This is a genomic window from Herbidospora galbida, assembly GCF_005233835.1.
Lineage (GTDB): Bacteria > Actinomycetota > Actinomycetes > Streptosporangiales > Streptosporangiaceae > Herbidospora > Herbidospora galbida.
Window position 1 is genome coordinate 129,326 of record NZ_SZQA01000019.1, and the last position, 25,789, is coordinate 155,114.

The window sequence follows — 25,789 nt, forward strand, 5'->3', positions numbered from 1 at the left end:
CTGGTGGCGTGACGGAGATCGAACAGGTGACGGCCCGGCTGCGCGCCTTCGCGGCGGCGCGCGACTGGGAGTCCTTCCACACGCCGAAGAACCTGGCGATGGCGCTGGCGGGCGAGGCGGGCGAACTCCTCGCCGAGTTCCAGTGGCTGACCCCGGAGGAGTCGGCGTCGCTGGGCGAGGAGGAACTGGGCCGGGTGAGGTCGGAGATGGCCGACGTGGCGACGTACCTGATCAGGCTGGCCGACATCCTGGGCGTCGACCTGATCGACGCCATCCACACGAAGATGACCGAGGTGGAGATCAGGTATCCGCCGAAGGCGTAGTCTGCCCGGCCAGCATTTCCACGACCGCCTTCGCCCCCCGCCGGCCCGCCCGCCGCTGCCGGTCGGCTCCCGTGCCCGTCCGGCCGATCCACTCCAGCAGCCGTCGTACCTCGCCCCTGTCCCCCGACTCCTCCAGCGCGTCGCCCACGTGCTCCAGCAGCCGGTCGAGCAGGGCCGTCGCCGGCACCTCGCGCCCCTCTATCGGGCAGATCCCCACTCCGGACAGGCCGTTGCGGGCCGCGTTGAACAGGGCCGCCGTGCAGACGGGCTCGGGCAGGTCGGGGCCCTCCCGCCCCGCCGCCAGTTCGGTCAGGGAGGTCGACACCAGGGCCCTCGTCAGCAGGGCCTGGAGGAGGGCGTCGTCGACGTGGCCGGCCGCGTCGGCGGCGCGGATCTCGATCGTGGGGGTGCGGACGCCCAGCCGGGCCAGCCAGAAGGTCATCGCCGTGTCGACCAGGACGCCGCAGTCGACCAGCTGGCCGACGGTCTCCTCGTAGTCGGGCACGTCGGTGAAGCGGGGCGGTAGGCCGGCTCCGGGGAACCTCAGCTGTTCAGCGATCCGCCAGCTCGCGAAACCGGAGTCGCGGCCCTTGTCGTACGGGGAGTTGGCCCCCAGAGCCACGAGCGTGGGCAACCAGGGGCGCACGTGGTTCAGCACCGCCACCCCCGTCGCGGGGTCGGGGACGCCCACGTGGACGTGGCAGCCGCAGCACTGGTAGTCGCTGATCGTCGCCCGGTGGGTCTGGACGATGTCGGCGTAGCGGTCACCGGCGGAGACGGGCGGGGTGGAGCCGGGCAGGACCGGCGTGCCGACCGACACCAGGCGCAGGCCGTGGGCCCGAGCGGCCTCGGACAGGCGGGCGCGAGCGCCCGACAGCTGGTCGCGTAGGTCGGCGAGGTCGGTACAGATGCCCGTGGCGGCCTCGACCTGGGTCTGGAACAGCTCCGCGCTGAAGACCCCGCCGGAGCCGGGATGCGGACCGGCGTCGGCCAGCACCTTCTCGACCTCCGGAGCGGGTTCTCCCGTCACCCCGTCGACCAGCAGGAACTCTTCTTCGACACCCAATGTCCGGCCCATTCCGGTCCCCTACCCCGTCTGCGCAGGTTATGTGAACGCGTAACCTATGGGTTACGCTTTACCCCATGGACCAGGCCGCGGAGGCGATCGCCGACCCGATCAGACGGGCGATTCTGCGCATGGTGCGCGACGAGCGGCTCACCGCCGGTGAGATCGCGGCCCGGTTCCCCGTCAGCCGGCCCGCCGTCAGCCGGCACCTGCGGGTGCTCCGCGAGAGCGGGCTCGTCACCGACGATCTGTCCGGCCGGCACCGCTACTACTCGCTCAACCCCGACGGCCTGACCGAACTGCACCACTGGCTGTCGGCCCTCATGACCCCCGCGGGCTGGGAGCAGCGCCTCGACGCCCTGGAGACCGAGGTCTACCGGGCCCGCCGCGACAACAGGGAGACCGCGTGAACCCGACCGGCCGGCTATTCGGCGCCGACCTCCATCTGACCCGCACTTTCAAGGCCCCCGCCGCCGACGTGTGGGCGAGCGTCACCGAATCGGAGCGCACCGCGCGCTGGTTCGGCCCCTGGCGGGGCGACGCCGACCCGATGATCCAGGTGCAGCTGACCTCCGAGGAGGGCGCGCCCTGGGTCGACGTGCGCGTCGAGGCGTGCGAGCCGCCCCGGCGGCTGGCGCTCTCGTCGCTCGACGAGCACGGCGCCTGGCACGTGGAGCTGATCGTCACCGAGACCGACGGGGTGACGGAGCTCCTGTTCGTCCACCACCGGATCGACCCGGCGGGCGCCGGAGAGGTCGGGCCGGGCTGGGAGTACTACCTCGACTGTCTGGTGGCGGCCCGCGAAGGGGCGCCCGCGCCGGACTTCGCCGACTACTACCCGGAGATGAAGCCCTACTACGACGGCCTCGGGGCTGGCTGAAGCAGACGGGGAGCCGCGGCTCCCCGTCTTGTTCGCCTCAGTGTTCCGGTAGTTCCTCCGCCAGTCCGCCGACCGGCGGTTTCGGGGTGCGCGGTTCACGGACTCCCGCCGAGCCGCCACCGCCGTCTCTCATCCACACCTTGACGGTGTCCCAGCGCGAAACCCGGGCGCCGGGGAGTGGTTCCTGTCTGGTCACGATGCCGTGCATGACCGATTCGGGTCCATCGGGGGACGGGCCGATCAGGAGAACGCCCGCGTCGTGGCCCACCAGCCATGCGTTGAGTGCCTGCATGCCCCGGAAGTCCGGGACTTCCACTTCGATCAGGTTCATGCAACCTCCCGAACCCGATCGTAAGTGTCAATTACGAACATGCACCCTTTTTGAGGAGTGGCCCGCCGGTCACCTTGTTGTCACACGTGATGGTGTTTCCGCCGACGGTGTCGTTGATCCCGACGCCCTTTGCACCGGAAAGATTGATGACGTTCCGGCGGAAGACGTTTCCGGTTCCCCATCCGTCGACGATCTCGTGGGTCTGGAATCCGTCGAGCGGGGTCTTCCGGCCGCGGTTCCCCTCGATGACGTAGTCGTTGCCCTTGACGTCGACCCAGGAATCGTTGGTGCCGTCGTTCACCAAGGCGGAGCCGTCGAAGGTGTTGCCGACGATCCAGCCGCCGCTGGTGCCTTCTTTGATGTCGACGGCCTCGGCGGTCGACTTGATCTCGTTGCCGCGCACCCAGTTGCCGTCGCTGCGGTCCATCCGGCCGCCGGTGTACTTCTTCCAGTTCGACTCGGCGGTGCCGATGTAGACGCCTTCGCCGAATTTCGGCTTACGCAGACCGGTGTTGTAGATGCGGTTGTACTGGACGATGTTCTTGGTGCTGAAATCGCGCAGATGAATGGCCTCGTCGCCGATGGAGTGCACGGTCAGCGACTGGATGACCGAACCGTGGGTGCGGTCGGCCATCACGCCTTTCTGGCTGTTCCTGACGGTGAAACCGACCAGGCGCCAGTAGTTCCCCTTGTTGATGTGGAAACCGTAGCCGCCCTTCGGACCGCCGCCTTCGATGACCGATCCGGCGGTGCCGCAGACGAAAATGGGACGGCTCTTCGTACCCGATTTCTGGGCGACGAAATTCCCCCGGTAGAGGCCGGGCCGCAGCCTGATCACATCACCCGCGCGGGCCTTGGCCAGCGCGGTCTTGAGCTGGCTCGCGGTGCCCACGGTCGTCGTCGCACGTGGGCATTTCACCATTCCCGGGCCGGTGGGCGCGGCGGCCTGAGCGGGGCCGGCGACTAAAACTCCACTGGTGGCCACGAGCAACGCGCCCACCACATATTTGATCTCCACCTTGACCATCCTGTCAGTGGAGTCACAGGTGTCACAAGTTTCGCCGGCCCGCTCTAATGATCAGAAACCAGGGAAAACCCGACGCAGTTCCTCCAATGTGATCGAACCGGTGAGTTCGACGACCGGCGGGGTGTGCTCGGGCGCGTGCCGCCCGGTGACCAGCCGCAGCCACCACTCGGCGGGGGCGGTCAGCACCGCGTCGGGCTCGGCCGGGACGTCCACGATCTCGGCCTGCTCCCCGATCGCGAGGCCGAACGAACGCTCGGGGGCGGTCACGTGCACGGCCAGGGTGGCCGCGCGGCCGAGCCGGTCGGGCTTGGCGGTCCAGCCGAGCATCCCGCCGATCCGGTCGAGCAGGATGTCGGTGGCGTCCGGGCGCAGCCCGGCGGCCCGGTCGAAGGTGACCTGGACGTCCCACGTGTGCAGGGCGAGTTCGCTCAGCCGGAACTTGGCGAAGGTCTCCACGTCGAGCGGGTCGGTCGGGAACCACAGGGCGATCCGCAGGCTCTCGCGGGTGTCCGGGTCGAGGCCCTCAAGGCGGGCGATGTGGTTCTCGTTGGCGTCGAGGAAGGCGTTCGCGCGCTCCACGGGGGACATCGCGTCCCAGCGGGCCCAGATGGCGCGGATCGCGTCACCCTCCGGGGCGCCGGTGCCGTCCAGGGCGCCTTCGAGGGCGGCGAGGTTGATCTCGGCGCCGCTGCCGAGGTGGCTGAGCACCTGGGAGACGTCCCAGTCGGAGGCCCCCGACTGTCGGACGAGGTCCTCCGGCGCGAAGGCGCGGACCTGCGCGGCGAGTTCGTCGAAGGTGGAGCGCAGGGTCTTGGTCGCCTGGTCGGTCATAGGTGGGTTTCTCCGTGTACGGGGGATCGGTGGCGTCGACAACGCGAACACCACCGATCCCACGAATCATCCCCGTTTGTGACCGATCACCGCCCGAGGGCGGCGCCGATCCTCGCCCGCGGGTCGGTCGCCCCCGCCAGCACGCCGGAGGGCAGCACGTCGATCAGGTGGGCGTGCCCGAACCCGTCGCCGTAGCTCTCCCTGACGGTCCGGTGCCCCCGTTCGGCCAGCCCGCTCTCCCAGGGGGCGCCGTCCTCGACCTCGACGACGTGCTCCGCGCTCCGCCAGGTCTCGAAGCCGGTCGCCGAGCCGAGCACCCAGCGCGGGGCGTCGATGATCTCGCCGGGGGTCTGGTCGTGGACGAGCAGCCGCGTCACCAGCTGCAGCAGGATCTGCGGCTGGGCGTCGCCGCCCATGGTGCCGACGACGGTGCGCAGCGAGCCGTCCGGGCGGGTGATCAGGGCGGGCGCGAGCGTGTGCGGCGGGCGGCGGCCGGGGCCGTACTCGGCCGGGTGGCCTTCGGTCAGGGAGAAGCCGATGCCGCGGTTGTGCAGGTTGATGCCGGTCGACGGTTCGAACAGGAGGCTGCCGAACCCGGCGGCGTTCGACTGGATCAGCGAGACGCCCATGCCGTCGGCGTCGACGGCGCAGAGATAGGTGGTGTCGCCCTTGTTCGCCGGAGCGGTCAGGCCCGGGGTGCCGACCAGCGCCCGGCGGGCCTCGGCGGCGTCGAGGGGGGCGGTCGCGTTCTCGTACAGGACGTCGAGACGGTCGTGCCCGGCGGCGACGGCGGCCTCGATCAGCAGATGGGCCCAGGCCGGGTCGGCGGGGTCGGCGGGGAGGTCGAGGCCCTCCAGGATCTTGAGGGCGAGCAGGAGCAGGTAGCCCTGGGAGTTGGGCGGGATGGTGTGGACGCCGTGGCCGAAGACGCTCGCCGACAACGGGGTGACCCAGTCGGCCTGGTCTCTCGCGAGGTCGTCCTCGGTGTACTCGCCGCCGCCGAGCTTGAGCAGCCCCTGGCCGAATTCGCCCTGGTAGAAGCCGGCCCGGCCGGTCTCGGCGACGGCCCGCAGCGCCCTGGCCGCGCCCGGCCTCCTGATCGGGTCGCCGATGCTCTGCACGTGCGCGTAGTCACTCTGCAGCGTGCCGATGAACGCGGCCCCCGGGGCCAGCAGCGGCGAGGCCGGGAAGCCCTCGTCCGCCAGGCGGATCGCGGGGGCCAGCACCTCGGCGAGCGGCAACCGGCCGAACCTGCCGTGCAGGGCGAGCCAGCCGTCGACGCATCCGGGCACGGGGACCGAGCGGATGTCGTACAGGTGCGGCATCCGGTCGTGTCCCTCCGCCCGCAGCCGGGCGGGGTCGGCGCCGCTGCCGGCGCGGCCCGAGGAGTTCAGGGCGTGGACGCCCGACCCGTCGTGGACCAGCGCGAACAGATCACCCCCCAGGCCGCACATGTGCGGCGCGGTGACCGCCAGCACCGCGTTCGCCGCCACGGCGGCGTCGGCGGCGCTCCCTCCCTTGTCCAGTACGACCAGACCCGCGGCAGACGCGAGGTGGTCAATGGTGCAAACCATGCCGTTTGGTGCATACCGGGTGGAAGTCATACCAGGACTCTACGATGAGGCTTTCATCGCCCGCTTCGTCGAGAACCGCGGCTTCACCCTCACGGCGGAGGGCCGCCTACACCTGGCGTCGGTGAACGACAACGGGCCCGGCGGAGAACCGCCGGGCCCGCTCACCGTTCACGTGCTACTGGACGGTGATCTTGTCGACTTCCTGGGTGACGCCCTTGACCTGGTCGGTGACGACCGAGGTCGTGACCGAGCCGACGCCGGTGATGGCGCCCTTGACCTTCATCGTGTAGGTCAGCGTCTCGCCCGGCGCGCCGGGCGTGCTGGTGATGGTGTAGTCGCTGGTCACGCCGGTGCCCGCCGGGATCTGGCTGCCGGCGGTGCCGTCGGAGTTCTCCGCGCCCACGGTCAGGCCGTAGGCGTCGCCCGGGTAGGGCAGCGGGCCCGGGTAGGCGAAGCTGATGTCCTCGACGCCGTTGACGCCGATCCACGCCTGGAACGTGCGCAGCGTGTTGGTGCCGTAGAGACGCAGTCGCCACTCGACGACGATCCAGTCGGACACGCCGTCGGTCAGCGTGGTCGCGTAGACGCCCGGGGCGCCGGTGCCGTCGAGGTCGGTCCAGAACGGCGCGAGCACGCCGTTCGGGCGGGTGTCGTCGGGCAGCGTCTGCGGGGTGAACTGGATGTCCGCCGAGCCGTTGGTGCCGCCCGCCACGAGGTACCCGTTGGACGTGATGCCGATCCGGGTGAACGTCTGCCCGGCGAACCGGTACGCCGGGACGTTGTAGTTCACCGCCTGCTCGTCGCCCACCGGCGTCGGCGTGGTGCCGAACGCGTCGAGCGGGAGGTAGCCGAACAGACCGCCCGGGGTGATCACCGGCGCGTCGGGCTGGCGGCCGTCGAGCGTGGTGGTGACCGTGGCCTCCTGGCTGCTCACCTGGGTCGCGCCGGTGACGCTGTTCAGCCGCAGGCGGCCGTCGAGCACGCTGGTGGCGGTGACCTCGGTGTCGTTCAGGGTGCCGTTGGAGACGGTGACGGTGCAGGTCGTCTCGGCGTTCTTCGGGATGGTCGTCGGGGCGCAGGTCTGGTCGACCGGGATCGCGCCCTCCTGGCGGTAGAACGCCACCGGGATGCGGTGGTCCTTGTTGCCGTCCTCCTGGCGGAGGTCGATCTCACCGAAGTACTGGCCGTCCGGGACGTCCGGGGCGCTGATCGTGATGGTCAGCTCCTTGGTCCCGCCGGCCGGGACGGTGAAGCGCTCCGGCGTCACGGTGATGTGCGTGCCGGCGGTGGTGGTCTTGCCGCGCGAGGTGTACTCGACCTCCTCGCCCGTGACGTTCTTCACGGTCCGCGTGGTGGTGATCTGGCCCGGCATGGTGGGCGCGTTCACCGACGGGATGTTCAGGTCGATGCGGTTCAGCGGGTCGTCGGCGGAGATCGCGAAATCGGCCGCGGTCTCGTCGATGGTCAGCACCGAGTTGTACGCCTGGCTCAGGTCGATGCGGCCGCCGCCCATGTCGAACGGGTCGGCCGGGGTGACCCGGTCCTGCTTGGTGACGTTGGTGCGGGCCGTGGTCTCCAGGGCCGACTTGACCTGGCCGGGGGTCCAGCCGGGGTTGGCCGCGAACACCAGCGCCGCCGCGCCCGCGACGTGCGGAGACGACATCGAGGTGCCGGCGATCACCTGGAACAGGTTCCCGGGCGGGCCCTCCAGCGGGGACTCGGGGGTCGGGGTGTGACCGGCGAGGATGTGCAGACCGGGAGCGGTGACGTCGGGCTTGAGGAAGTCGCCGCCGGGGCCGCGCGAGGAGAACGTCGTGATGACGTCGCGCTGCCAGTTGGTCTTGGTGCCCTGGGTGAAGGTCGCCGTCGCCCCGGGAGAGGCGGCGAGGTGAGCGAGCAGGACGTCGGTCGCCGGCTTGTCGATGTGGACGGTCGGCAGCCAGTGGTTGTCGGTCATGATGTCGAGCGGCGTGCTGTTGTACAGGATCATGCCGACCGCGCCGCCCTGCTTCACGTTGAAGCCCTTGAGCACGCGGTTCGGGCCACGCTCACACGCCACGATCTTGCCGGTGAAGAGGCCGGGAGGAGCGGGGGTGAGGCAGAGCGCGTCGCTGTACGGCGGCGCCGAGGCGCGCACCACCTGGGTCGGCGTCGAGATGCCGGCGGTGATCGAGGCGCCCTTGAGGGTCGGGCCGCCACCGGTGAAGGTGATGGTCGACTCGAAGGTCCGCTTCTGGGTGTTGGCCGCCACCGTGGTCACCCACGGGGAGCGGTGGTCGGTCGTGGCCGCGCCGGGACCGGCGTTGCCCGCCGAGGCGGCGACGAACACGCCGGCGGCGTAGGCGTCGAGGAAGGCGAGCTCGACCGGGTCGGTGTACGGGTTCGCGCCACCGGAGATCGAGAAGTTGATCACGTCGACGCCGTCGAGGATCGCCTGGCCGACGGCCGCGGCCGAGTCGGTCTGGTAGCAGCCTTCGGCGCCACAGACCTTGTACACGGACACGTGCGCGGCCGGGGCGATGCCGTGGATCGGGCCGCGCGAGATGCCGAGCGGGTTGGCGTCCTCGACCGGCCCGCCGGCGGCGGTGGTGGCGGTGTGGGTGCCGTGGCCGTTCGAGTCACGCGCCGAGTCGGGGTAGACGTCCCCGCCGACGACGATGTTGTACGTGTCGAGGAACGGCTGGCCGCCGATCAGCTTGTTGTTGCAGACGAAGACGTCGGCCGCCGGGGTCAGCGGGTTGTCTCCGAAGTCACAGGTCCGAGGCGTGCCGTCGGCCTTCGCCGGCGGGGCCGGGAGGTTGGGCTTCTCGGCGAGGGAGGGGTGCTCGGGCCACGCGCCCGAGTCGAGGATGCCGACGATGACGCCCTTGCCCGAGTTCGGCGCGCCGCCGAGCGAGTTGTAGACGGGCGTGGCGTCGATGGCCTCGGCGCTGGAGTCGGTCAGCGGCTTCTCGAGACCGTCCTCCTGCACGGCCGCCACACCGGGCAGCTTCAGCAGGTCCTTGGCCTCGTTGGCCGGAACGGTCAGCGCGACGCCGCCGTAGACGGTGCGGAGCTTCTGGCCCACCTTGGCGCCGGCGACCTCGCCGGGCAGCGCGGCCAGGAACTTGTTCTCGATGCCCTCGATGTGCTCGACGTACTTCTCGGCCGCGGCGCTGTCGGGGTCGAGCCCCTTGCCGGTGGCGCTGGGGCTGGTCGCGGCGTAGCCGCTGACCCCGCCCTTGTAGGCGGCCAGCGAGTCGTAGTCGAGCTTGACGACGACGTTCACCGGGTCGGTCGAGGTCGCCTTGAGCAGCGCCTCGTCGCTCTGGGCAAGCTGGCCGGTCAGCGACTTGGCCCCGGTGACCACCTCGGGGTTGGTCAGCGGTACGGCGGTGAACGAGGGCGTGGGAGTCGGGGTGGGATCGGCGATCGCCGACCCAGCCGGGACCAACGCAGCCACCAGGCCGACTGCGGCGGCCGTGGCGACGGTCAGTCTTAACCTTGACACGAAACCTCCATGGGTGCTGGGGATTCGTCACCGCACAAGGAGGAATCGCGCCACCCCCCGGGCAGCGTCCGAAATTGGACGCGCAAAAGGGCTGCAACCCTCCCCGGTTGGTTGACGATAACCGGACCGTTCGCCTTAGAACGTTCCGATCTGTCAGGGAGTTTAGTTAGCTCTTATTTGTCCCGCTAGATGAGATATTGCCAAGTGGGCTGTCCAGATTGGGACGCCCCGCGCTTTCGCTGATAAATGGCCTTCTACCTGCAGTTCGGTGGACTGTCAGGGCGGTGTGTCGGCCACAGGGGGGACTTGCCGACCGGCAGCATTGGACCGTGAGCGAGCGAGTTGATGAGCAGAACCTGCCGAGGCAGGAGTGCGCGGCGACGGTTCTGGGCGGTCCGACGACAGTCATCGACATGGGTGGCCTGCGGATAGTCGTGGATCCCACTTTCGACGCTCCCGGCCCGCACGGCTATCTGACCAAAACCCTTCCGCCTGTGGTCGATGAGACGGGACTGGGTTTCATCGACATGGTGCTGGTCAGCCATGACGCGCATCCTGACAACCTTGACGACCGGGGCCGCGCGTTCGCCTCCGAGGCGGTCCTCACGCTGACGACGCCCGGCGCCGCCGCCCGGCTGGGCGCGACGGGCCTCGAGCCCTGGACGACCTTCACCGCGCCCCGCCCCGACGGCGGCGGCGACCTGTTCGTGCTGGCGGTGCCCGCCGTCCACGGTCCGGAGGACGGCGAACGCGACGCCGACGGCTTCGTCAACTGCGAGGTGACCGGTTTCGTACTGTCGGGCCGGGGCCTGCCGACGGTGTACGTGAGCGGCGACAACGCCTCGATGCGCGTCGTGGGCGAGATCGCCCGCCGGGTGCCGGAGATCGACGCCGCGGTGCTGAACGCGGGGGCGGCGCGGGTGCGGGGCAAGTTCCGGGAACGCCCGGTGTCGATGGACGGCCGGCGGGTCGCGGCGGCGGCCGCGGTGCTGGGCGTCGGCGCGGTGATCCCCGCCCACTACGACGGCTGGACCCACTTCTCCGAGGGCCGGGCCGAGGTGGAGACCGCCTTCGACGAGGCCGGACTGTCGGCCGTGCTCCGCGTGGCCGACCACGGCGCCTGGTCGGCGCTGCGGACCTGACGCGCGGTCAGCCCCGGCGCGGGGCGGTGCTCCCCCGGACCATCAGTTCGGTCCCGAGTTCCACCCGCCGCTGGAGGAGAGGCTCCCCTTCGGCCAGGTTGATCAGCATGAGGGCGGCCGTCGCCGCCATCTCGGTCAGCGGCTGGCGTACGGTCGTGAGCGGCGGGATGGCCCATCTCCACGGAGGCATGTCGTCGAAGCCGACCACGCTGAGGTCGTCGGGGATGCGCAGGCCCAGCTGGTGGGCGGCGTGGTAGATGCCGATCGCCTGCCCGTCGTTGGCGGCGAAGATCGCCGTGGGCGGCTGCGCCAGCTCCATCAGCCGGTGGGTGTGGACGACGCCGTCGTCCATCTGGAAGGCGCCGACGCGGATGAGGTCGGGATCGATCGGAACGCCGGCGGCGTCGAGGGCGGCGCGGTAGCCGTCGAGGCGGGCCCGGCTGGAGAGGGCGAAGTCGGGGCCGGTGATCATGGCGATCCGCCGGTGCCCCAGTTCGAGCAGGTGGCGCGTGGCCTCCAGCCCGCCGCTCCAGTTGGTGGCCCCGACTGACGGCACCCCCCGGCCGGGATCCCCCGCCGGGTCGAGCACGACCAGCGGGACCTCGCGGGTCGCGAGCAGCACGCGCTGTTCCTCTGTGGGCCCGGAGAAGACCGTGATGACCCCGGCGGGACGGCGGCTGAGCACGTCCTGGATCCACTGCTGACCGGGGACGTGCCGGCCGCCGAGCTCGGAGACCACCACGCTCAGGCCGTGCTGCCCAGCCACCGACTTGACGCCCTTGACGATCTCTATCGGGTAGTCGCCGGCCAGTTCGTGGAAGACGAGCTCGATCAGCCCGGCGGGCTTCACGCGCCGCCGCTGCCGCCGGAACCCGTGTTCCCTGATGAGGCGCTCAACCAGTGCCCGGGTGTCGGACCCGACCTCGGAGCGCCCGTTGACGACCTTGGAGACGGTGGCGACCGAGACCCCCGCCATCTCGGCCAGCTGGGAGAGAGTCAGGGCTTCGGAGGACGCCGGACCGGCATGGGGGGCATCGTCGGTCGAGGTCATAAGCGGAATTCTATGGGTGTTTTCGGACCTTACGCGGCGCCGTTTGCGCTGCTGGTGCGAACACTTCCCGCCCCGACCCGAGAGCTGGGCCGAAACTTTTCGCAACTTGACTGAAATCTTTCCAAGGCCGGCCGGACCGCCTTTGACAGCCGCCCGAACCATGCCGGAAATCTACGGTTGCCAACAGGTAACTTCTATGAAATTTTCACATGCACGGACCGAAAGGTGCGGCCCCCCTCAGGGCGAATAACCAGGCCGGGCGCTGCCTCGGCGGCAATGCCCAGCTCAGCGAGGGTGGCGGCACTGTTGACGCCGAATCGGCAGTTGGGTGTACTCAGGCAACCGCGAACCCTCGCAGGAGCAGACCATGGATCACTGAGATCACGAATGTTAGCGATAACAGATTTTCGGTGATCATTCCCGCTGACCGGCCCGACCTACCTGCTGACTCCTCACCCCCCAAGGAACCGGCATGCTCCCCTCCGCGATCCTGACCATCGCGCCCTCTTCTCGACCACCCCTCATCCTCGCCGCCGCCCGCGCCTCCAGAGCCGGCACCCCGGCGACCGCACCGCCTTCCGCCTCTGCCACCTGCCGGAACGACGGTTTCATCCGCGCCACCCCCACCGCGGACAGGCGGGCCGACACGTCGGACGCACACCAGAGCGTCACCGAGACCGGCCCCCAGACAGTTCCCGAACGCGACCTCGCCGCGCGGGCGACCTTCGCACCCCACCGGTGCAGGCGCTTCCACACCTGAGCACCGCGGCGAAGATCACAGTTCCGCCGGGCGTTTCCGGGCGCTGAATGTTATCGCTAACAGAATCTGCAGGCCGGTACCCGGCCTGACCAGGTGAAAAAACGGCGACCGGCCGTGCAGACCACCCGCCGGTCGTCACACCCCATCCCCAAGGAGCTCCCCTCATGTCCTTGAGCCGTCGCCAGCTCTTCCAGGCCGCGGGCGCGTCCGTCGCGTTCTCGGCCGCCGGCCAGCTGATCGGTGCCTCCGCCGCCCAGGCGGCGCTGCCCTGGGCGCGGGCCGACATCGGCGTGTCCGCCTACGAATTCGATCTCGGCCAGGTCCGGCTGACCTCGGGCCGCTGGCTCGACAACCAGAACCGCACCCTCGCCTACCTGCGGTTCGTCGACGTCGACCGCCTGCTGTACGTCTTCCGCGCCAACCACGGCCGGTCCACCAACGGCGCCGCGTCCAACGGCGGGTGGGACGCCCCGAACTTCCCCTTCCGCTCGCACATGCAGGGCCACTTCCTGACCGCCTGGGCGCAGGCCTACGCCGTGCTCGGCGACACGACCTGCCGGGACAAGGCCAACTACATGGTCGCCGAGCTGGCCAAATGCCAGGCGTCCAACGGCTACCTGTCGGGTTTCCCCGAGTCGGACATCACCGCGGTGGAGAACCGCACCCTGTCGAACGGCAACGTGCCCTACTACTGCATCCACAAGACGCTCGCCGGGCTGCTGGACGTGTGGCGGCTCATCGGCAACACCCAGGCCAGGACGGTGCTGCTGAACCTGGCCGGCTGGGTCGACACCCGGACCTCGCGGCTGTCGTCGAGCCAGATGCAGTCGATGCTCGGCACCGAGTTCGGCGGCATGAACGCCGTGCTGACCGACATCTACCAGATGACCGGCGACTCCCGCTGGCTCGTCACCGCCCAGCGGTTCGACCACGCCGCCGTCTTCAACCCGCTGGCCAACAACCAGGACCAGCTCAACGGCCTGCACGCCAACACCCAGGTGCCCAAGTGGATCGGCGCGGCCCGCGAGTACAAGGCCACCGGCACGACGCGCTACCGCGACATCGCGTCCAACGCCTGGACCATGACCGTCAACGCGCACAGCTACGTCAACGGCTCCAACAGCCAGGCCGAGCACTTCCGCTCCCCCAACGCCATCGCCGGCTACCTGAGCCGCGACACCGGGGAGGCGTGCAACACCTACAACATGCTGAAGCTCACCCGGGAACTCTGGCAGCTCAACCCCTCCCGGGCCGACTACTTCGACTTCTACGAGAACGCGCTGATGAACCACCTGATCGGCCAGCAGAACCCGGCCGACGGCAGGGGTCACGTCACCTACTTCACCCCGCTCAACCCCGGGGGGCGGCGCGGCGTCGGCCCGGCCTGGGGCGGCGGCACGTGGAGCACCGACTACAACTCCATGTGGTGCTGCCAGGGCACCGGCATCGAGACCAACACCAAGCTGATGGACTCGATCTACTTCCACAACGGCACCACGCTGTACGTGAACCTCTTCCAGCCTTCGACGCTCAACTGGTCGCAGCGCGGCATCACGGTCACCCAGACCACCTCCTACCCCGTCAGCGACACCACGTCGTTGCAGGTCACCGGCAACGTGAGCGGCTCGTGGACGATGCAGATCCGCATCCCGGGCTGGACCCTGGGCGCGACGATCAGCGTCAACGGCGTGCCACAGAGCATCACCACCACGCCCGGCACCTACGCGGCCCTGACCCGCACCTGGACCTCGGGCGACACCGTGACCGTGCAGCTCCCGATGCGCGTGATCATGAAGGCCGCCAACGACAACCCGAACCTCCAGGCCGTCGTGTACGGCCCGGTCGTGCTGTCGGGCAACTACGGCAACACGTCCCTGTCGGCGGCCCCGGCCCTGACCCCTTCGACGATCACCCGAACGAGCACGTCGTCGCTGGCCTTCACCGCCAACGGGTCGATCAACCTCGGCCCGTTCTACGACGCGCACAATCACAACTACGTCGTCTACTTCGCGACCAGCGGCGGAGGCGGCGGAGGCGCAACCAGCTTCCGCCTGATCAACGCGGCCAGCGGGCTGGCCCTCGGCATCCAGAACATGTCGACCGCCGACGGCGGCCTCGCGTTGCAGTGGACCGACAACGGCACCGCCGACCACGACTGGGTGCCCATCGTCGACGGCAGCGCCCTGCGCTTCCGCAACGTCAACAGCAACAAGGTGCTGGGCGTCGAGAACATGTCGACGGCCGACAACGCCCGCGTGCTCCAGTGGGCCGACAACGGCACCGCCGACCACCGCTGGACGATCACCGACAACGGCGACGGCGCGGTCAAGATCCGCAACGTCAACAGCTCCAAGCTGCTCGGCACCCAGAACGGCTCGACGGCCAACGGCGCGCAGGCCGTCCAGGACTCCGACAACGGCAGCGGCGACAACCTGTGGCGGTTCGTGCCGAACGGCGCGCGGCGCATCCAGAACGTCGGCACCGGCATGGTCCTCGGCGTGACGAACATGTCCACCGCCGACGGCGCGCTCGTCCTGCAGTGGGGCGACACCGGCACCGCCGACCACCTGTGGACGGCGATCGTCGACACCGGCGGCTACCTGCGCTTCCGCAACTCCAACAGCCAGAAGGTGCTCGGCGTGGAGAACGCCGCCACCGCCGCCGGCTCCCGCATCCTCCAGTGGGCCGACAACGGGGCGAGCGACCACCGCTGGCGGCTGCGGTACGGGTCCAACGCCGCCTTCCGCATCCAGTGCGCCAACGGCGGCCGCGTCCTCGGCCTGAGCGGCACCGCTCAGGGCGCGCAGGCGGTGCTCGCCGACGACAACGGCTCGGCCAACAACCTCTGGAGGTTCCTGTGAGACGCCTGCTGGCGATAATTTCCTCGTTACTGCTGGTGGGGGCGTTCATCACCACCCAGCAGGCGTCGGCCGCGACGGTCGACACCAACGCCTGGTACGTCCTGATCAACCGCAACAGCGGCAAGGCCCTCGACGTCTACAACCTGTCCACCGCCGATGGCGCCCGCATCACTCAGTGGACCCGTAACAACGGCAACCAGCAGCAGTGGCAGTTCGTCGACTCGGGCAGCGGCTACTACCGCGTCAAGTCGCGCCTCAGCGGCAAGGTTCTCGACGTCTCCGGCGTCTCCACCGCCAACGGCGCGGCGGTCGTCCAGTGGACCGACACCAACGGCACCAACCAGCAGTGGCGGCTCGCCGACTCCCCCGACGGCTACGTCAGGCTCATCGCGCGCCACAGCAACAAGGCCCTTGAGGTGCAGAGCGCCTCCACCGCCGACGGCGGCAACATCGTCCAGTACGACGACTGGGGCGGCACCAACCAGCAGTGGCAGCTCGTGCCGGTCGGCGGTGCCACCCCGACCCCCACGCCCACTCCCACGCCGAACCCGGGCGGCAACTACACCAACCCGGTGGTCTGGCAGGACTTCGCCGACGGCGACATCATCCGGGTCGGCGATGCCTACTACTACTCCGCCTCGACCATGCACTACTCGCCGGGCGCGCCGATCCTGCGCTCCTACAACCTGGTCGACTGGGAGTACGCGGGCCACTCGGTGCCGCGCCTCGACTTCGACTCAGGCGCCTACGACCTCAACGGCGGGCGCGCGTACGTGAAGGGCATCTGGGCCTCCACGCTGAACTACCGGCCCAGTAACAGCACCTATTACTGGTACGGCTGCACCGAGTTCAACCGCACCTACGTCTACACCGCCTCGGCCGTCGACGGCACGTGGACCAAGCGTGCCCGGATGAACCAGTGCTACTACGACGCCGGCCTGCTCATCGACACCAACGACACCATGTACGTCGCCTACGGCAACGGGACGATCAGCGTCGCCCAGCTGTCGGCCGACGGCCTCAGCCAGGTGCGCGCCCAGCAGGTCTTCCAGACCCCGAGCAGCGTGGGCACCCTGGAGGGCGCGCGCTTCTACAAGCGCGGCAACTACTACTACATCTGGCTCACCCGCCCCGCCAACGGCCAGTACGTGCTGCGCTCCACCTCGCCGTGGGGCCCGTACACGATGCAGCAGGTCCTGCTCAACATGCCCAGCCCGATCTCCGGCGGCGGCACGCCGCACCAGGGCGGGCTGGTCCAGACCCAGAGCGGCGCCTGGTACTACATGTCCTTCGTCGACGCCTACCCGGGCGGCCGGGTGCCGGCGCTCGCGCCGATCAACTGGGTCAACGACTGGCCGGTGATCCAGACGGTGAACGGCGGCTGGGGCGTGAACTACCCCAAGCCGAACATCCAGACCAACCGCACGGTCGCGTCGATGATCGGCCCGGACACCTTCTCCGGGAGCAGCCTCGGCCACCGGTGGGAGTGGAACCACAACCCCGACACGAGCCGCTTCTCCACCGGCAACGGCCTGCGCCTGCAGACCGCGACCGTGACCAGCGACCTCTACAACGCCCGCAACACGCTGACCCACCGCATCCAGGGACCGACGTCCACGGCGACGATCGAGCTCGACTACTCGCAGATGGCCAACGGCGACCGGGCCGGCCTGGCGATGCTGCGTGACCAGTCGGCCTGGATCGGGGTCAGACGCGACAACGGCGCCTACCGGGTCTCGATGACCAACGGGCTGACCATGAACAGCAGCTGGGCGACCACCGGCACCGGCAGCGAACAGGCGGGCGCGAACATCTCGGGCGGCAAGATCTGGTTGCGGGTGAACGCCGACATCCGGCCGGGTTCCGGCAGGCAGGCCCGCTTCTCGTACAGCACCGACGGGACGAACTTCACCGCCCTCGGCCCGGCCTTCACGTTGAACAACGCCTGGCAGTTCTTCATGGGCTACCGATTCGGGATCTTCAACTACGCGACCAGCGCACTCGGCGGAGCGGTCACCGTGAACCGCTTCGACCTCACCACTCCCTAGCCGTTCTCAGCCGCCCGGTCCGTTCGTGGCAGGACGACCGGACCGGGCGACCGGGCGACCACCTACCCAAGAAAGGCGACCCCGTTCATGAAACGAATCTTGTCCATGGTCACCGCGGCGCTTCTCGGCGCCGGCCTGTCGGTGACACTGACCGGGCCGGCTGACGCCGCCTCGACCCTGGGCGCCTCGGCGGCCGAACGCGGCGGCCGATACTTCGGCGCGGCCATCGCCGCCGGCCGGATGGGCGACTCGACGTACATGAACATCCTGAACCGGGAGTTCAATCAGGTCACCGCCGAGAACGAGATGAAGTGGGACGCCACCGAGCCGTCCCGCAACAGCTTCAGCTTCGGCAATGGCGACCGCATCGCCAACCACGCCATCTCGCGCGGCATGAAGATCCGCGGCCACGCCCTGCTCTGGCACCAGCAGATGCCCACCTGGGCGCGCGGGATGGAGGGCTCCGACCTGCGCAGCGCGATGATCAACCACGTCACGCGGGTCGCCACCTACTACCGGGGCAAGATCCACTCCTGGGACGTCGTCAACGAGGCCTTCGCCGACGGCGGCAGCGGCGGACGCCGCGACTCCAACCTCCAGCGCACCGGCAACGACTGGATCGAGGCCGCCTTCCGGGCCGCGGACGCCGCCGACCCGAACGCCAAGCTCTGCTACAACGACTACAACACCGACGGAATCAACGCCAAGAGCACCGGCATCTACAACATGGTCCGCGACTTCAAGTCGCGCGGCGTGCCGATCGACTGCGTCGGCTTCCAGTCCCACCTGGGCACCTCGTTGTCCAGCGACTACCAGGCCAACCTGCAGCGCTTCGCCGACCTGGGCGTCGACGTGGAGATCACCGAACTCGACGTCGCCCAGGGCTCCAACCAGGCCAACATCTTCGCCGGCGTCACCCGCGCCTGCCTGAACGTGGCCCGCTGCAACGGCATCACGGTCTGGGGCATCCGCGACAGCGACTCCTGGCGTACCGGCGAGAACCCGCTGCTGTTCGACTCCTCGGGCAACAAGAAGGCGGCGTACAACTCGGTCCTGAGCGCGCTGAACAACGGCAGCACGCCGACCCCGACGCCGACCCCCACCCCGACGCCGGGCGGCGGGATCGACACCAACGCCTGGTACGTGCTGCTCAACCGCACCAGTGGCAAGGCGCTCGACGTCTACGGCCAGTCCACCGCCGACGGCGCCCGCATCACCCAGTGGACCCGCAACAACGGAAACAACCAGCAGTGGCAGTTCGTCAGCTCCGGAAGCGGTTGGTACCGGCTCAAGTCGCGCCTCAGCGGCAAGGTGCTCGACGTCTCCGGATTCTCCACCGCCAATGGCGGGGCGATCGTCCAGTGGGCCGACCTCAACGGCACCAACCAGCAGTGGCGTGTCGCCGACAGCGGCGGTTACCTCCGCCTCGTCAGCCGGCACAGCAACAAGGTCCTGGAGGTTCAGGGAGCCTCCACGGCAGACGGCGCCAACGTCGTCCAGTACGACGACTGGAACGGCGCCAACCAGCAGTGGCAACTCGTCCGCGTCGGATGAAATCGGAGTAAAGAGTGAAGTTCAAACCCATTGCCGTCATCGCCGCTCTGGTGGCGGCGCTGTTCGTGGCCTTACCTTCGGCCAACGCCGCCACCGTCGACACCAACGCCTGGTACGTCCTGGTCAACCGCAACAGCGGCAAGGCCCTGGACGTGTACAACCTGGCGACCAACGACGGCGCCCGCATCACCCAGTGGACCCGTAACGACCAGAACCAGCAGCAGTGGCAGTTCGTCGACTCCGGCGGCGGCTACTACCGGATCAAGTCCCGCCACAGCGGCAAGGTGCTGGACGTCTCCGGCGTCTCCACCGCCAACGGCGCGGCGATCATCCAGTGGAGCGACGGCAACGGCACCAACCAGCAGTGGCGCCTGGCCGACAGCGCGGGCGGCTACGTGCGCTTCATCGCGCGCCACAGCAACAAGGCGCTTGAGGTGCAGGGCGCGTCCACGGCCGACAACGCCAACATCGTCCAGTACGACGACTGGGGCGGCAACAACCAGCAGTGGCAGCTCGTCCCGATCGGCGGCGGCAACCCCAGCCCGTCGCCCTCGCCGTCGCCCTCGCCCTCGCCGACCGGCGGCTGCAACCTGCCCACGACCTACCGGTGGACCTCGACCGGCGCGCTCGCGCAGCCGCGTTCGGGCTGGGTGTCGCTGAAGGACTTCACCGTCGCCCCCTACAACGGGCAGCAGCTCGTCTACGCCACCACCCACGACTTCGGCTCCAGCTGGGGCTCGATGAACTTCGGCCTGTTCACCAACTACTCGCAGATGGGCTCGGCCAGCCAGAACGCGATGAACTCCGGCACCGTCGCGCCGACCCTGTTCTACCACGCGCCCAAGAACATCTGGGTGCTGGCCTACCAGTGGGGTGGCCCGGCGTTCTCCTACCGGACCTCCACCAACCCGACCAACGCCAACGGCTGGTCGTCGCCGCAGACGCTGTTCTCGGGCAGCATCTCCAACTCGCAAACCGGCCCGATCGACCAGGCGCTCATCGGCGACGACCAGAACATGTACCTGTTCTTCGCCGGTGACAACGGCCGCATCTACCGGGCCAGCATGCCGATCGGCAACTTCCCCGGCAGCTTCGGCACCAGCTACCAGACCATCATGACCGACACCACGAACAACCTGTTCGAGGCCGTCCAGGTCTACAAGCTGGCCGGCCAGCAGCGCTACCTGATGATCGTCGAGGCGATCGGCTCGCAGGGCCGCTACTTCCGGTCCTTCACCGCCACCAGCCTGGGCGGCTCGTGGACCCCGAACGCCACCACCGAGTCCAACCCGTTCGCGGGCAAGGCCAACAGTGGCGCGACCTGGACCAACGACATCAGCCACGGCGAACTGCTCCGCACCAGCGCCGACCAGACCATGACGGTCGACCCCTGCAACCTGCAGCTGCTCTACCAGGGCCGCAGCCCCAGCTCCAACGGCGTCGACTACGGCCTCCTGCCCTACCGGCCGGGCCTGCTGACCCTCCAGCGCTGACGACGTGACCGCGGTGGGCCCGGCGCACGGCCGGGCCCACCGCCCGCCACGTGGAAAGGAGCACCATGAGAGCCCGGCTGGCCTGGATCACGGGCCTGCTCTGCCTGACGGCCCTGCTACCCGCCACGTCGGCCAGGGCCGACAACCCGATCGTGCAGACGATCTACACCGCCGACCCCGCGCCGCTCGTCCACAACGGCCGCGTGTACCTCTACACCGGCCACGACGAGGACGGCTCCACCTACTTCACGATGCGCGACTGGCGCGTCTACTCCTCCTCCGACATGGCCAACTGGACCGACCACGGCTCCCCGATGAGCCTGGCGACCTTCTCCTGGGCCGACGCCAACGCGTGGGCCGGTCACGTGGCCTACCGCAACAACAAGTTCTACTGGTACGTCCCGGTCCGCCAGCGCTCCACCGGCCGCATGGTCATCGGCGTGGGGGTGTCCAACAGCCCCACCGGGCCCTTCACCGACGCGCTGGGCCGCCCGCTCGTCGACAACAACGAGATCGACCCCAACGTCATCATCGACGACGACGGCCAGGCCTATCTCTACTGGGGCAACCCGCGACTGGCGTACGTCCGCCTGAACAGCGACATGATCTCCTACTCCGGCGGGATCAACTACGTCTCGCTCACCGCCGCCGGCTTCGGCGCGCGCAGCGGCAACGCCCAGCGGCCGACCCTGTACGAAGAGGGGCCCTGGGTCTACAAGCGGAACGGCCTCTACTACAACGTGTTCGCCGCCGAGTGCTGCTCGGAGTTCATCGCGTATTCGACGGCTCCGAGTGCCACCGGGCCGTGGACGTACCGGGGAACGGTCATGCCGAGGCAGGGGGCGAGCTTCACCAACCACGCCGGGGTCATCGACTTCGCGGGCGGGTCGTACTTCTTCTACCACAACGGCGCGCTGCCGGGCGGTAGCGGTTACACCAGGTCGGTGGCCGTGGAGAAGTTCACCTACAACGGCGACGGCACCATCCCGACCATGAACATGACCACCGCCGGGCCTCCCCAGGTCGGCACCCTCAACCCCTACGTGCGCCAGGAGGGCGAGACGATCGCCTGGTCCTCGGGGGTGGAGACCGAACCCTCCAGCGAGGGCGGGATGAACGTCGGGTTCATCGAGAACGGCGACTACATCAAGGTCAAGGGTGCGGCCTTCGGCACCGGGGCGTCCTCCTTCACCGCCCGGGTCGCCTCGGGCACCAGCGGAGGCCGGATCGAGGTCCGGCTCGGTTCCGCCACCGGCACGCTCGTGGGCACCTGCACCGTGCCCGGCACCGGCGGCTGGCAGAACTGGAGCACGGTCACCTGCCCCGTCTCCGGCGCGACCGGGACCCGTGACCTCTACCTGCGCTTCGCGGGCAACAGCGGCTACCTGTTCAACCTCAACTGGTGGCAGTTCACCGGCGGGGGCGGCAGCAGCGGCGGAAACCTGCTGACCAACGGCGCCATGGAGGACGGCACCACCGGCTGGACCTCCTCCGGCGGCACCATCTCCTCCGCCACCAACGTGGCCCACGCCGGCAGCCGGTCGCTGCTCAACTCCGGGCGTACCGCCTCCTGGCAGGGCCCGCACCAGAACGTGACCGCGCAGCTCACCAACGGCTCGACCTACACCACGAGCGTCTGGGTCCGCTCGCAGAGCGGGACCCCGAGCGCGAAGGCCACGCTGACGCTCACCGCGAACGGCACCACGAGCTACCTCCAGCTCACCCCCGCGCAGACGGTCAACGCGAACGGCTGGACCCAGCTCACGGGCACCGCGACCGTCTCGTGGACCGGCACGCTGACCAACGCCTCCTTCTACGTCGAGACGGCCGCCGGAACGGACGGGCTCTACGTCGACGACGCCTCCTTCCAGGGATAGGAACCGAGAGCTCCATGAAAAGGACTAGAACCCGCGCGCTGCTGGCCCTGACCGTAGTGGCCGTCGCGCTGACCCCTCTGACCCAGGCGCAGGCATTGAACAACGGAGTCGGTCGCACCCCGCCCATGGGGTGGAACACCTGGAACACCTTCGGGTGCAACATCAACGAGACGCTGATCAAGCAGACCACCGACGCGATGGTCGCCAACGGCATGCGCGACCTCGGCTACCAGTACGTCGTCGTCGACGACTGCTGGATGGACCCCAACCGTGACTCGTCCGGGAACCTCCAGCCCAACCTGTCGCGGTTCCCCAGCGGCATGAAGGCGCTGGGCGACTACATCCACGCCCGCGGCATGAAGTTCGGCATCTACCAGGCCCCGCTCGACAAGACCTGCGCCCAGTACTTCAACGCCTACCCGGGCTCGACCGGCGCGCTGAACCACGAGGCGCAGGACGCCCGCCAGTTCGCCGCCTGGGGCGTCGACTACCTCAAGTACGACTGGTGCTCCCCCACCGGCACCATGGACGACCAGGTCAGGGCCTTCGCCAAGATGCGCGACGCGCTCGCCGCCACCGGCCGCCCGATCCTGTACAGCATCAACCCGAACAGCATCCACGACAAGACGGGGCCGCGCCGCAACTGGGGCGACGTCGCCAACATCTGGCGCACCACCGAGGACATCACCAACGTCTGGAACTCGGGCCAGACCAACGGCTATCCGATGGGCATCCAGAACATCGTCAACGTCAACGCGCCGCTGTCGGGCTACGCCGCGCCCGGCTCGTTCAACGACCCCGACATGATGGTGGTCGGCCGGGGCGGGATGAGCGACACCGAGATGCGCAGCCACTTCGCGCTGTGGGCGATCATGGCCGCGCCGCTGATCGCGGGCAACGACGTCCGGAACATGGACAGCGCCACCTCCACGATCATGAAGAACCAGAACCTGATCGCCATCAACCAGGACCCTCTGGGCCTGCAGGCGCTCCAGATCAGCAACGACGGCACCCGCCGCATCCTGGCCAAGCGCCTCAGCAACGGCGACGTCGCGGTGGCCCTGTTCAACCAGGGCGGCAGCACCACCACGATCAGCACCAGCGCCTCCGCCATCGGCCTGTCGGGCAACGCGTTCAACCTGCGCGACGCCTGGACCAACGCGGTCACCAGCACGACGGGCGCCATTTCGGCCAGCGTGCCCGCCCACGGCACGGTCGTCTACCGTGTCAGCGGCGGCACCCCCACCTCGCCTTCGCCCTCGCCGACGCCTACGGCCTCGACGAGCCCGCTGAGGGGTGTGGGCTCCAACCGCTGCGTGGACGTGAGCGGCGCCTCCCAGGCCAACGGCACCGCCGTGGTGCTGTGGGACTGCAACGGCCAGAGCAACCAGCAGTGGACCTCCACCGCCGCCGGTGAGCTGCGCGTCTACGGCAACAAGTGCCTCGACGTGAACAACAACGGCACCGCCGACGGCACCGGCGTCCTCATCTGGGACTGCAACGGCCAGAACAACCAGAAGTGGCGCTTCAACGGCGACGGCAGCATCACCGCCATCGGCGCGAACAAGTGCCTGGACGTGTCCGGCGCCTCCACCGCCAACAACGCCAGGATCCAGATCTGGTCCTGCACCGGCGCCTCGAACCAGCGCTGGACCAGGGGGTAAGGGAATGTCCGACATCTCCCGCAGGAGAGTGCTGCAGTTCGGCGCCGCGGGCGCCGGAGCGGCGATCCTGCCCCTGCAGTGGACGGCGGTCGCCCGGGCCGCCGCCGCCCCGCCGCCCGAGGCGGGCGACCTGGCCCTGTGGTACGACGAGAGCGCCGGCACCGACTGGCTGCGCGCCCTGCCGATCGGCAACGGCCGCCTGGGCGCGATGGTCTACGGCAACGTCGACGTCGAACGGCTGCAGCTCAACGAGGACACCGTCTGGGCCGGCGGGCCCTACGACCAGAGCAACGGCCGTAATTCGGGCTCGCTGAGCCAGATCCGGAACCTGGTCTTCCAGAACCAGTGGAGCCAGGCGCAGAGCCTGATCGACCAGAACATGCTCGGCCGCCCGGCCGGTCAGCTGGCCTACCAGACGGTCGGCAACCTGCGTCTGTCCATCGGCAACACCAGCGGCGTGTCGGAGTACAACCGCTATCTGGACCTGACCACGGCCACCACCGTGACCACCTACGCCCAGAACGGCATCCGCTACCGCCGCGAAATCTTCGCCAGCTTCCCCGACCAGGTCATCGCGATCAGGCTGACGGCCGACCGGTCGGCCTCGATCAGCTTCTCGGCGACCTTCGACAGCCCGCAGCGGGTCACCCGCTCCAGCCCCGACGGCACCACCGTCGCGCTGGACGGGATCTCGGGGGACTTCGAGGGCATCGCGGGGCAGGTCCGCTTCCTCGGCCTGGCCAAGGTGGTGGCCGACGGCGGGACCGTCAGCAGCTCCGGCGGCACGGTGCAGGTCCGGTTGGCCAACAGCGTGACCGTGCTGGTGTCGATCGGGTCGAGCTACAAGAACTACCGCGACGTCAGCGGCGACTACCAGGGCATCGCCCGGGGCCACCTGAACGCCGCCGCGGGCCGCTCCTGGACCGAGCTGCGCAGCAGTCACGTGGCCGACTACCAGACGCTGTTCAACCGCACCACCCTGGACCTGGGCCGGACCTCGGCCGCCGACCAGCCCACCGACGTGCGGATCGCCCAGCACAACAGCGTCAACGACCCCCAGTTCGCCGCGCTGCTGTTCCAGTTCGGCCGCTACCTGCTCATCTCCTCCTCCCGGCCCGGCAGCCAACCGGCCAACCTGCAGGGCATCTGGAACGACTCCCTCACCCCCTCCTGGGATTCGAAGTACACGATCAACGCCAACCTGCCGATGAACTACTGGCACGCCGACACCACGAACCTGGCCGAATGCTTCGACCCGGTGTTCAAGATGATCAGCGACCTGACCGTCACCGGCGCGCGGACCGCGCAGGTGCAGTACAACGCCGGCGGCTGGGTCACCCACCACAACACCGACGCCTGGCGTGCCACCTCAGTCGTCGACGGCGCCTTCTGGGGCATGTGGCAGACCGGCGGCGCCTGGCTGGCCACGCTGATCTGGGAGCACTACCTGTTCACCGGCGACGTGGACTTCCTGCGCACCTACTACCCCGCCATGAAGGGCGCCGCCCAGTTCTTCCTCGACACCCTCGTCACCGAACCCAGCCTCGGCTACCTGGTCACCAACCCCTCCAACAGCCCCGAGCTGGGGCACCACAACGGCGTCAGCGTCTGCGCCGGCCCCACGATGGACAACCAGATCCTGCGCGACCTGTTCAACGGCTGCGCCCAGGCCAGCCAGACCCTCGGCGTCGACTCCTCCTTCCGCACCCAGGTGCTGGCCGCCCGCGACCGGCTCCCCCCGATGAAGACGGGCTCGCGGGGCAACATCCTGGAATGGCTGTATGACTGGATCGAGCCGGAGACCAACCACCGCCACG

At 69.2% G+C, this 25,789-nt stretch carries 19 protein-coding genes; 12 read left to right on the forward strand and 7 right to left on the reverse strand.

Annotated features, from left to right (window positions below; all coding sequences use genetic code 11):
• Nucleotides 1-8 precede the first annotated feature (8 nt).
• Nucleotides 9-323, forward strand: a complete 315-nt coding sequence (locus FDA94_RS20480) for a nucleotide pyrophosphohydrolase (RefSeq protein ID WP_137248688.1) — start codon at nucleotides 9-11, stop codon at nucleotides 321-323.
• On the opposite strand, the gene FDA94_RS20485 is transcribed toward FDA94_RS20480, so the two are convergent.
• Nucleotides 301-1,401 carry a carboxylate-amine ligase gene (locus FDA94_RS20485; protein WP_137248689.1) on the reverse strand — a complete coding sequence of 367 codons (1,101 nt, stop codon included), beginning with the start codon at nucleotides 1,399-1,401 and terminating at the stop codon, nucleotides 301-303. The two genes, FDA94_RS20480 and FDA94_RS20485, sit on opposite strands and share 23 nt — an antisense overlap.
• A gap of 65 nt (nucleotides 1,402-1,466) precedes the next feature.
• Between FDA94_RS20485 and FDA94_RS20490 the strand changes: the two genes are divergently transcribed.
• On the forward strand, nucleotides 1,467-1,799 hold the full coding sequence (locus FDA94_RS20490) for a metalloregulator ArsR/SmtB family transcription factor (protein WP_137248690.1): 333 nt from the start codon (nucleotides 1,467-1,469) through the stop codon (nucleotides 1,797-1,799).
• Nucleotides 1,796-2,269 carry an SRPBCC family protein gene (locus tag FDA94_RS20495; RefSeq protein WP_137248691.1) on the forward strand — a complete coding sequence of 158 codons (474 nt, stop codon included), beginning with the start codon at nucleotides 1,796-1,798 and terminating at the stop codon, nucleotides 2,267-2,269. The genes FDA94_RS20490 and FDA94_RS20495 overlap by 4 nt, the downstream gene beginning before the upstream one ends.
• Nucleotides 2,270-2,306: 37 nt before the next feature.
• Here the strand turns inward: FDA94_RS20495 and FDA94_RS20500 are convergent, their stop codons facing one another.
• The 5 genes from FDA94_RS20500 to FDA94_RS20520 all read right to left on the reverse strand — a co-directional run bounded on the left by FDA94_RS20500 (nucleotide 2,307) and on the right by FDA94_RS20520 (nucleotide 9,522).
• Nucleotides 2,307-2,600, reverse strand: coding sequence for a PASTA domain-containing protein (locus tag FDA94_RS20500; protein WP_137248692.1), 294 nt, complete (start codon nucleotides 2,598-2,600; stop codon nucleotides 2,307-2,309).
• 31 nt (nucleotides 2,601-2,631) lie between these two features.
• Nucleotides 2,632-3,618: a right-handed parallel beta-helix repeat-containing protein gene (locus tag FDA94_RS20505; protein WP_170991038.1), complete on the reverse strand. Its 987-nt coding sequence runs from the start codon at nucleotides 3,616-3,618 to the stop codon at nucleotides 2,632-2,634.
• Nucleotides 3,619-3,678: 60 nt separating this feature from the next.
• Nucleotides 3,679-4,458, reverse strand: coding sequence for a maleylpyruvate isomerase family mycothiol-dependent enzyme (locus FDA94_RS20510; protein ID WP_137248694.1), 780 nt, complete (start codon nucleotides 4,456-4,458; stop codon nucleotides 3,679-3,681).
• Between the two features lie 86 nt (nucleotides 4,459-4,544).
• Entirely contained in the window at nucleotides 4,545-6,032 is a 1,488-nt protein-coding gene (locus FDA94_RS20515; protein WP_246060053.1) for a gamma-glutamyltransferase family protein, read from the reverse strand.
• Between the two features lie 175 nt (nucleotides 6,033-6,207).
• The gene (locus FDA94_RS20520; protein WP_246060054.1) at nucleotides 6,208-9,522 is read right to left on the reverse strand and encodes a S8 family serine peptidase; all 3,315 of its coding nucleotides are present in this window, start codon (nucleotides 9,520-9,522) and stop codon (nucleotides 6,208-6,210) included.
• 329 nt (nucleotides 9,523-9,851) lie between these two features.
• Here FDA94_RS20520 and FDA94_RS20525 point away from each other — a divergent pair, with 329 nt between their 5' ends.
• The gene (locus FDA94_RS20525; protein ID WP_246060055.1) at nucleotides 9,852-10,664 is read left to right on the forward strand and encodes an MBL fold metallo-hydrolase; all 813 of its coding nucleotides are present in this window, start codon (nucleotides 9,852-9,854) and stop codon (nucleotides 10,662-10,664) included.
• Between the two features lie 7 nt (nucleotides 10,665-10,671).
• Here FDA94_RS20525 and FDA94_RS20530 read toward each other — a convergent pair whose 3' ends face one another.
• Nucleotides 10,672-11,715 (reverse strand): LacI family DNA-binding transcriptional regulator, encoded by a 1,044-nt coding sequence (locus FDA94_RS20530; RefSeq protein ID WP_137248696.1) that lies wholly within the window; start codon nucleotides 11,713-11,715, stop codon nucleotides 10,672-10,674.
• Between the two features lie 472 nt (nucleotides 11,716-12,187).
• Here FDA94_RS20530 and FDA94_RS20535 point away from each other — a divergent pair, with 472 nt between their 5' ends.
• The 8 genes from FDA94_RS20535 to FDA94_RS20570 form a co-directional block, all read left to right on the forward strand.
• Entirely contained in the window at nucleotides 12,188-12,475 is a 288-nt protein-coding gene (locus tag FDA94_RS20535) for a hypothetical protein (RefSeq protein WP_137248697.1), read from the forward strand.
• A 164-nt stretch (nucleotides 12,476-12,639) separates the two neighbouring features.
• Entirely contained in the window at nucleotides 12,640-15,336 is a 2,697-nt protein-coding gene (locus tag FDA94_RS20540; protein ID WP_137248698.1) for a beta-L-arabinofuranosidase domain-containing protein, read from the forward strand.
• Complete coding sequence (locus FDA94_RS20545) at nucleotides 15,333-17,384, forward strand: RICIN domain-containing protein (RefSeq protein WP_212735410.1); 2,052 nt, start codon at nucleotides 15,333-15,335, stop codon at nucleotides 17,382-17,384. The genes FDA94_RS20540 and FDA94_RS20545 overlap by 4 nt, the downstream gene beginning before the upstream one ends.
• 87 nt (nucleotides 17,385-17,471) lie before the next feature.
• Entirely contained in the window at nucleotides 17,472-18,938 is a 1,467-nt protein-coding gene (locus FDA94_RS20550) for a glycoside hydrolase family 10 protein (protein WP_137248699.1), read from the forward strand.
• A 14-nt stretch (nucleotides 18,939-18,952) separates the two neighbouring features.
• Nucleotides 18,953-20,431, forward strand: coding sequence for a non-reducing end alpha-L-arabinofuranosidase family hydrolase (locus FDA94_RS20555; RefSeq protein ID WP_137248700.1), 1,479 nt, complete (start codon nucleotides 18,953-18,955; stop codon nucleotides 20,429-20,431).
• A 65-nt stretch (nucleotides 20,432-20,496) separates the two neighbouring features.
• The gene (locus FDA94_RS20560) at nucleotides 20,497-22,308 is read left to right on the forward strand and encodes a family 43 glycosylhydrolase (protein WP_137248701.1); all 1,812 of its coding nucleotides are present in this window, start codon (nucleotides 20,497-20,499) and stop codon (nucleotides 22,306-22,308) included.
• Nucleotides 22,309-22,322: 14 nt separating this feature from the next.
• On the forward strand, nucleotides 22,323-23,972 hold the full coding sequence (locus tag FDA94_RS20565) for a glycoside hydrolase family 27 protein (RefSeq protein WP_137248702.1): 1,650 nt from the start codon (nucleotides 22,323-22,325) through the stop codon (nucleotides 23,970-23,972).
• A gap of 4 nt (nucleotides 23,973-23,976) precedes the next feature.
• Nucleotides 23,977-25,789 (forward strand): glycoside hydrolase family 95 protein (locus tag FDA94_RS20570; RefSeq protein WP_137248703.1); only part of this gene is annotated, 1,813 nt, incomplete at its 3' end.

Excerpts from the sequence above, each read along its gene's own strand:
- FDA94_RS20485 (WP_137248689.1), bottom strand. The coding sequence starts at position 1,401 with ATGGGCCGGACATTGGGTGTCGAAGAAGAGTTCCTGCTGGTCGACGGG.
- FDA94_RS20490 (WP_137248690.1), top strand. The coding sequence starts at position 1,467 with ATGGACCAGGCCGCGGAGGCGATCGCCGACCCGATCAGACGGGCGATT.
- FDA94_RS20500 (WP_137248692.1), bottom strand. The coding sequence starts at position 2,600 with ATGAACCTGATCGAAGTGGAAGTCCCGGACTTCCGGGGCATGCAGGCA.
- FDA94_RS20510 (WP_137248694.1), bottom strand. The coding sequence starts at position 4,458 with ATGACCGACCAGGCGACCAAGACCCTGCGCTCCACCTTCGACGAACTC.
- FDA94_RS20515 (WP_246060053.1), bottom strand. The coding sequence starts at position 6,032 with ATGGTTTGCACCATTGACCACCTCGCGTCTGCCGCGGGTCTGGTCGTA.
- FDA94_RS20530 (WP_137248696.1), bottom strand. The coding sequence starts at position 11,715 with ATGACCTCGACCGACGATGCCCCCCATGCCGGTCCGGCGTCCTCCGAA.
- FDA94_RS20535 (WP_137248697.1), top strand. The coding sequence starts at position 12,188 with ATGCTCCCCTCCGCGATCCTGACCATCGCGCCCTCTTCTCGACCACCC.
- FDA94_RS20540 (WP_137248698.1), top strand. The coding sequence starts at position 12,640 with ATGTCCTTGAGCCGTCGCCAGCTCTTCCAGGCCGCGGGCGCGTCCGTC.
- FDA94_RS20550 (WP_137248699.1), top strand. The coding sequence starts at position 17,472 with ATGAAACGAATCTTGTCCATGGTCACCGCGGCGCTTCTCGGCGCCGGC.
- FDA94_RS20560 (WP_137248701.1), top strand. The coding sequence starts at position 20,497 with ATGAGAGCCCGGCTGGCCTGGATCACGGGCCTGCTCTGCCTGACGGCC.
- FDA94_RS20565 (WP_137248702.1), top strand. The coding sequence starts at position 22,323 with ATGAAAAGGACTAGAACCCGCGCGCTGCTGGCCCTGACCGTAGTGGCC.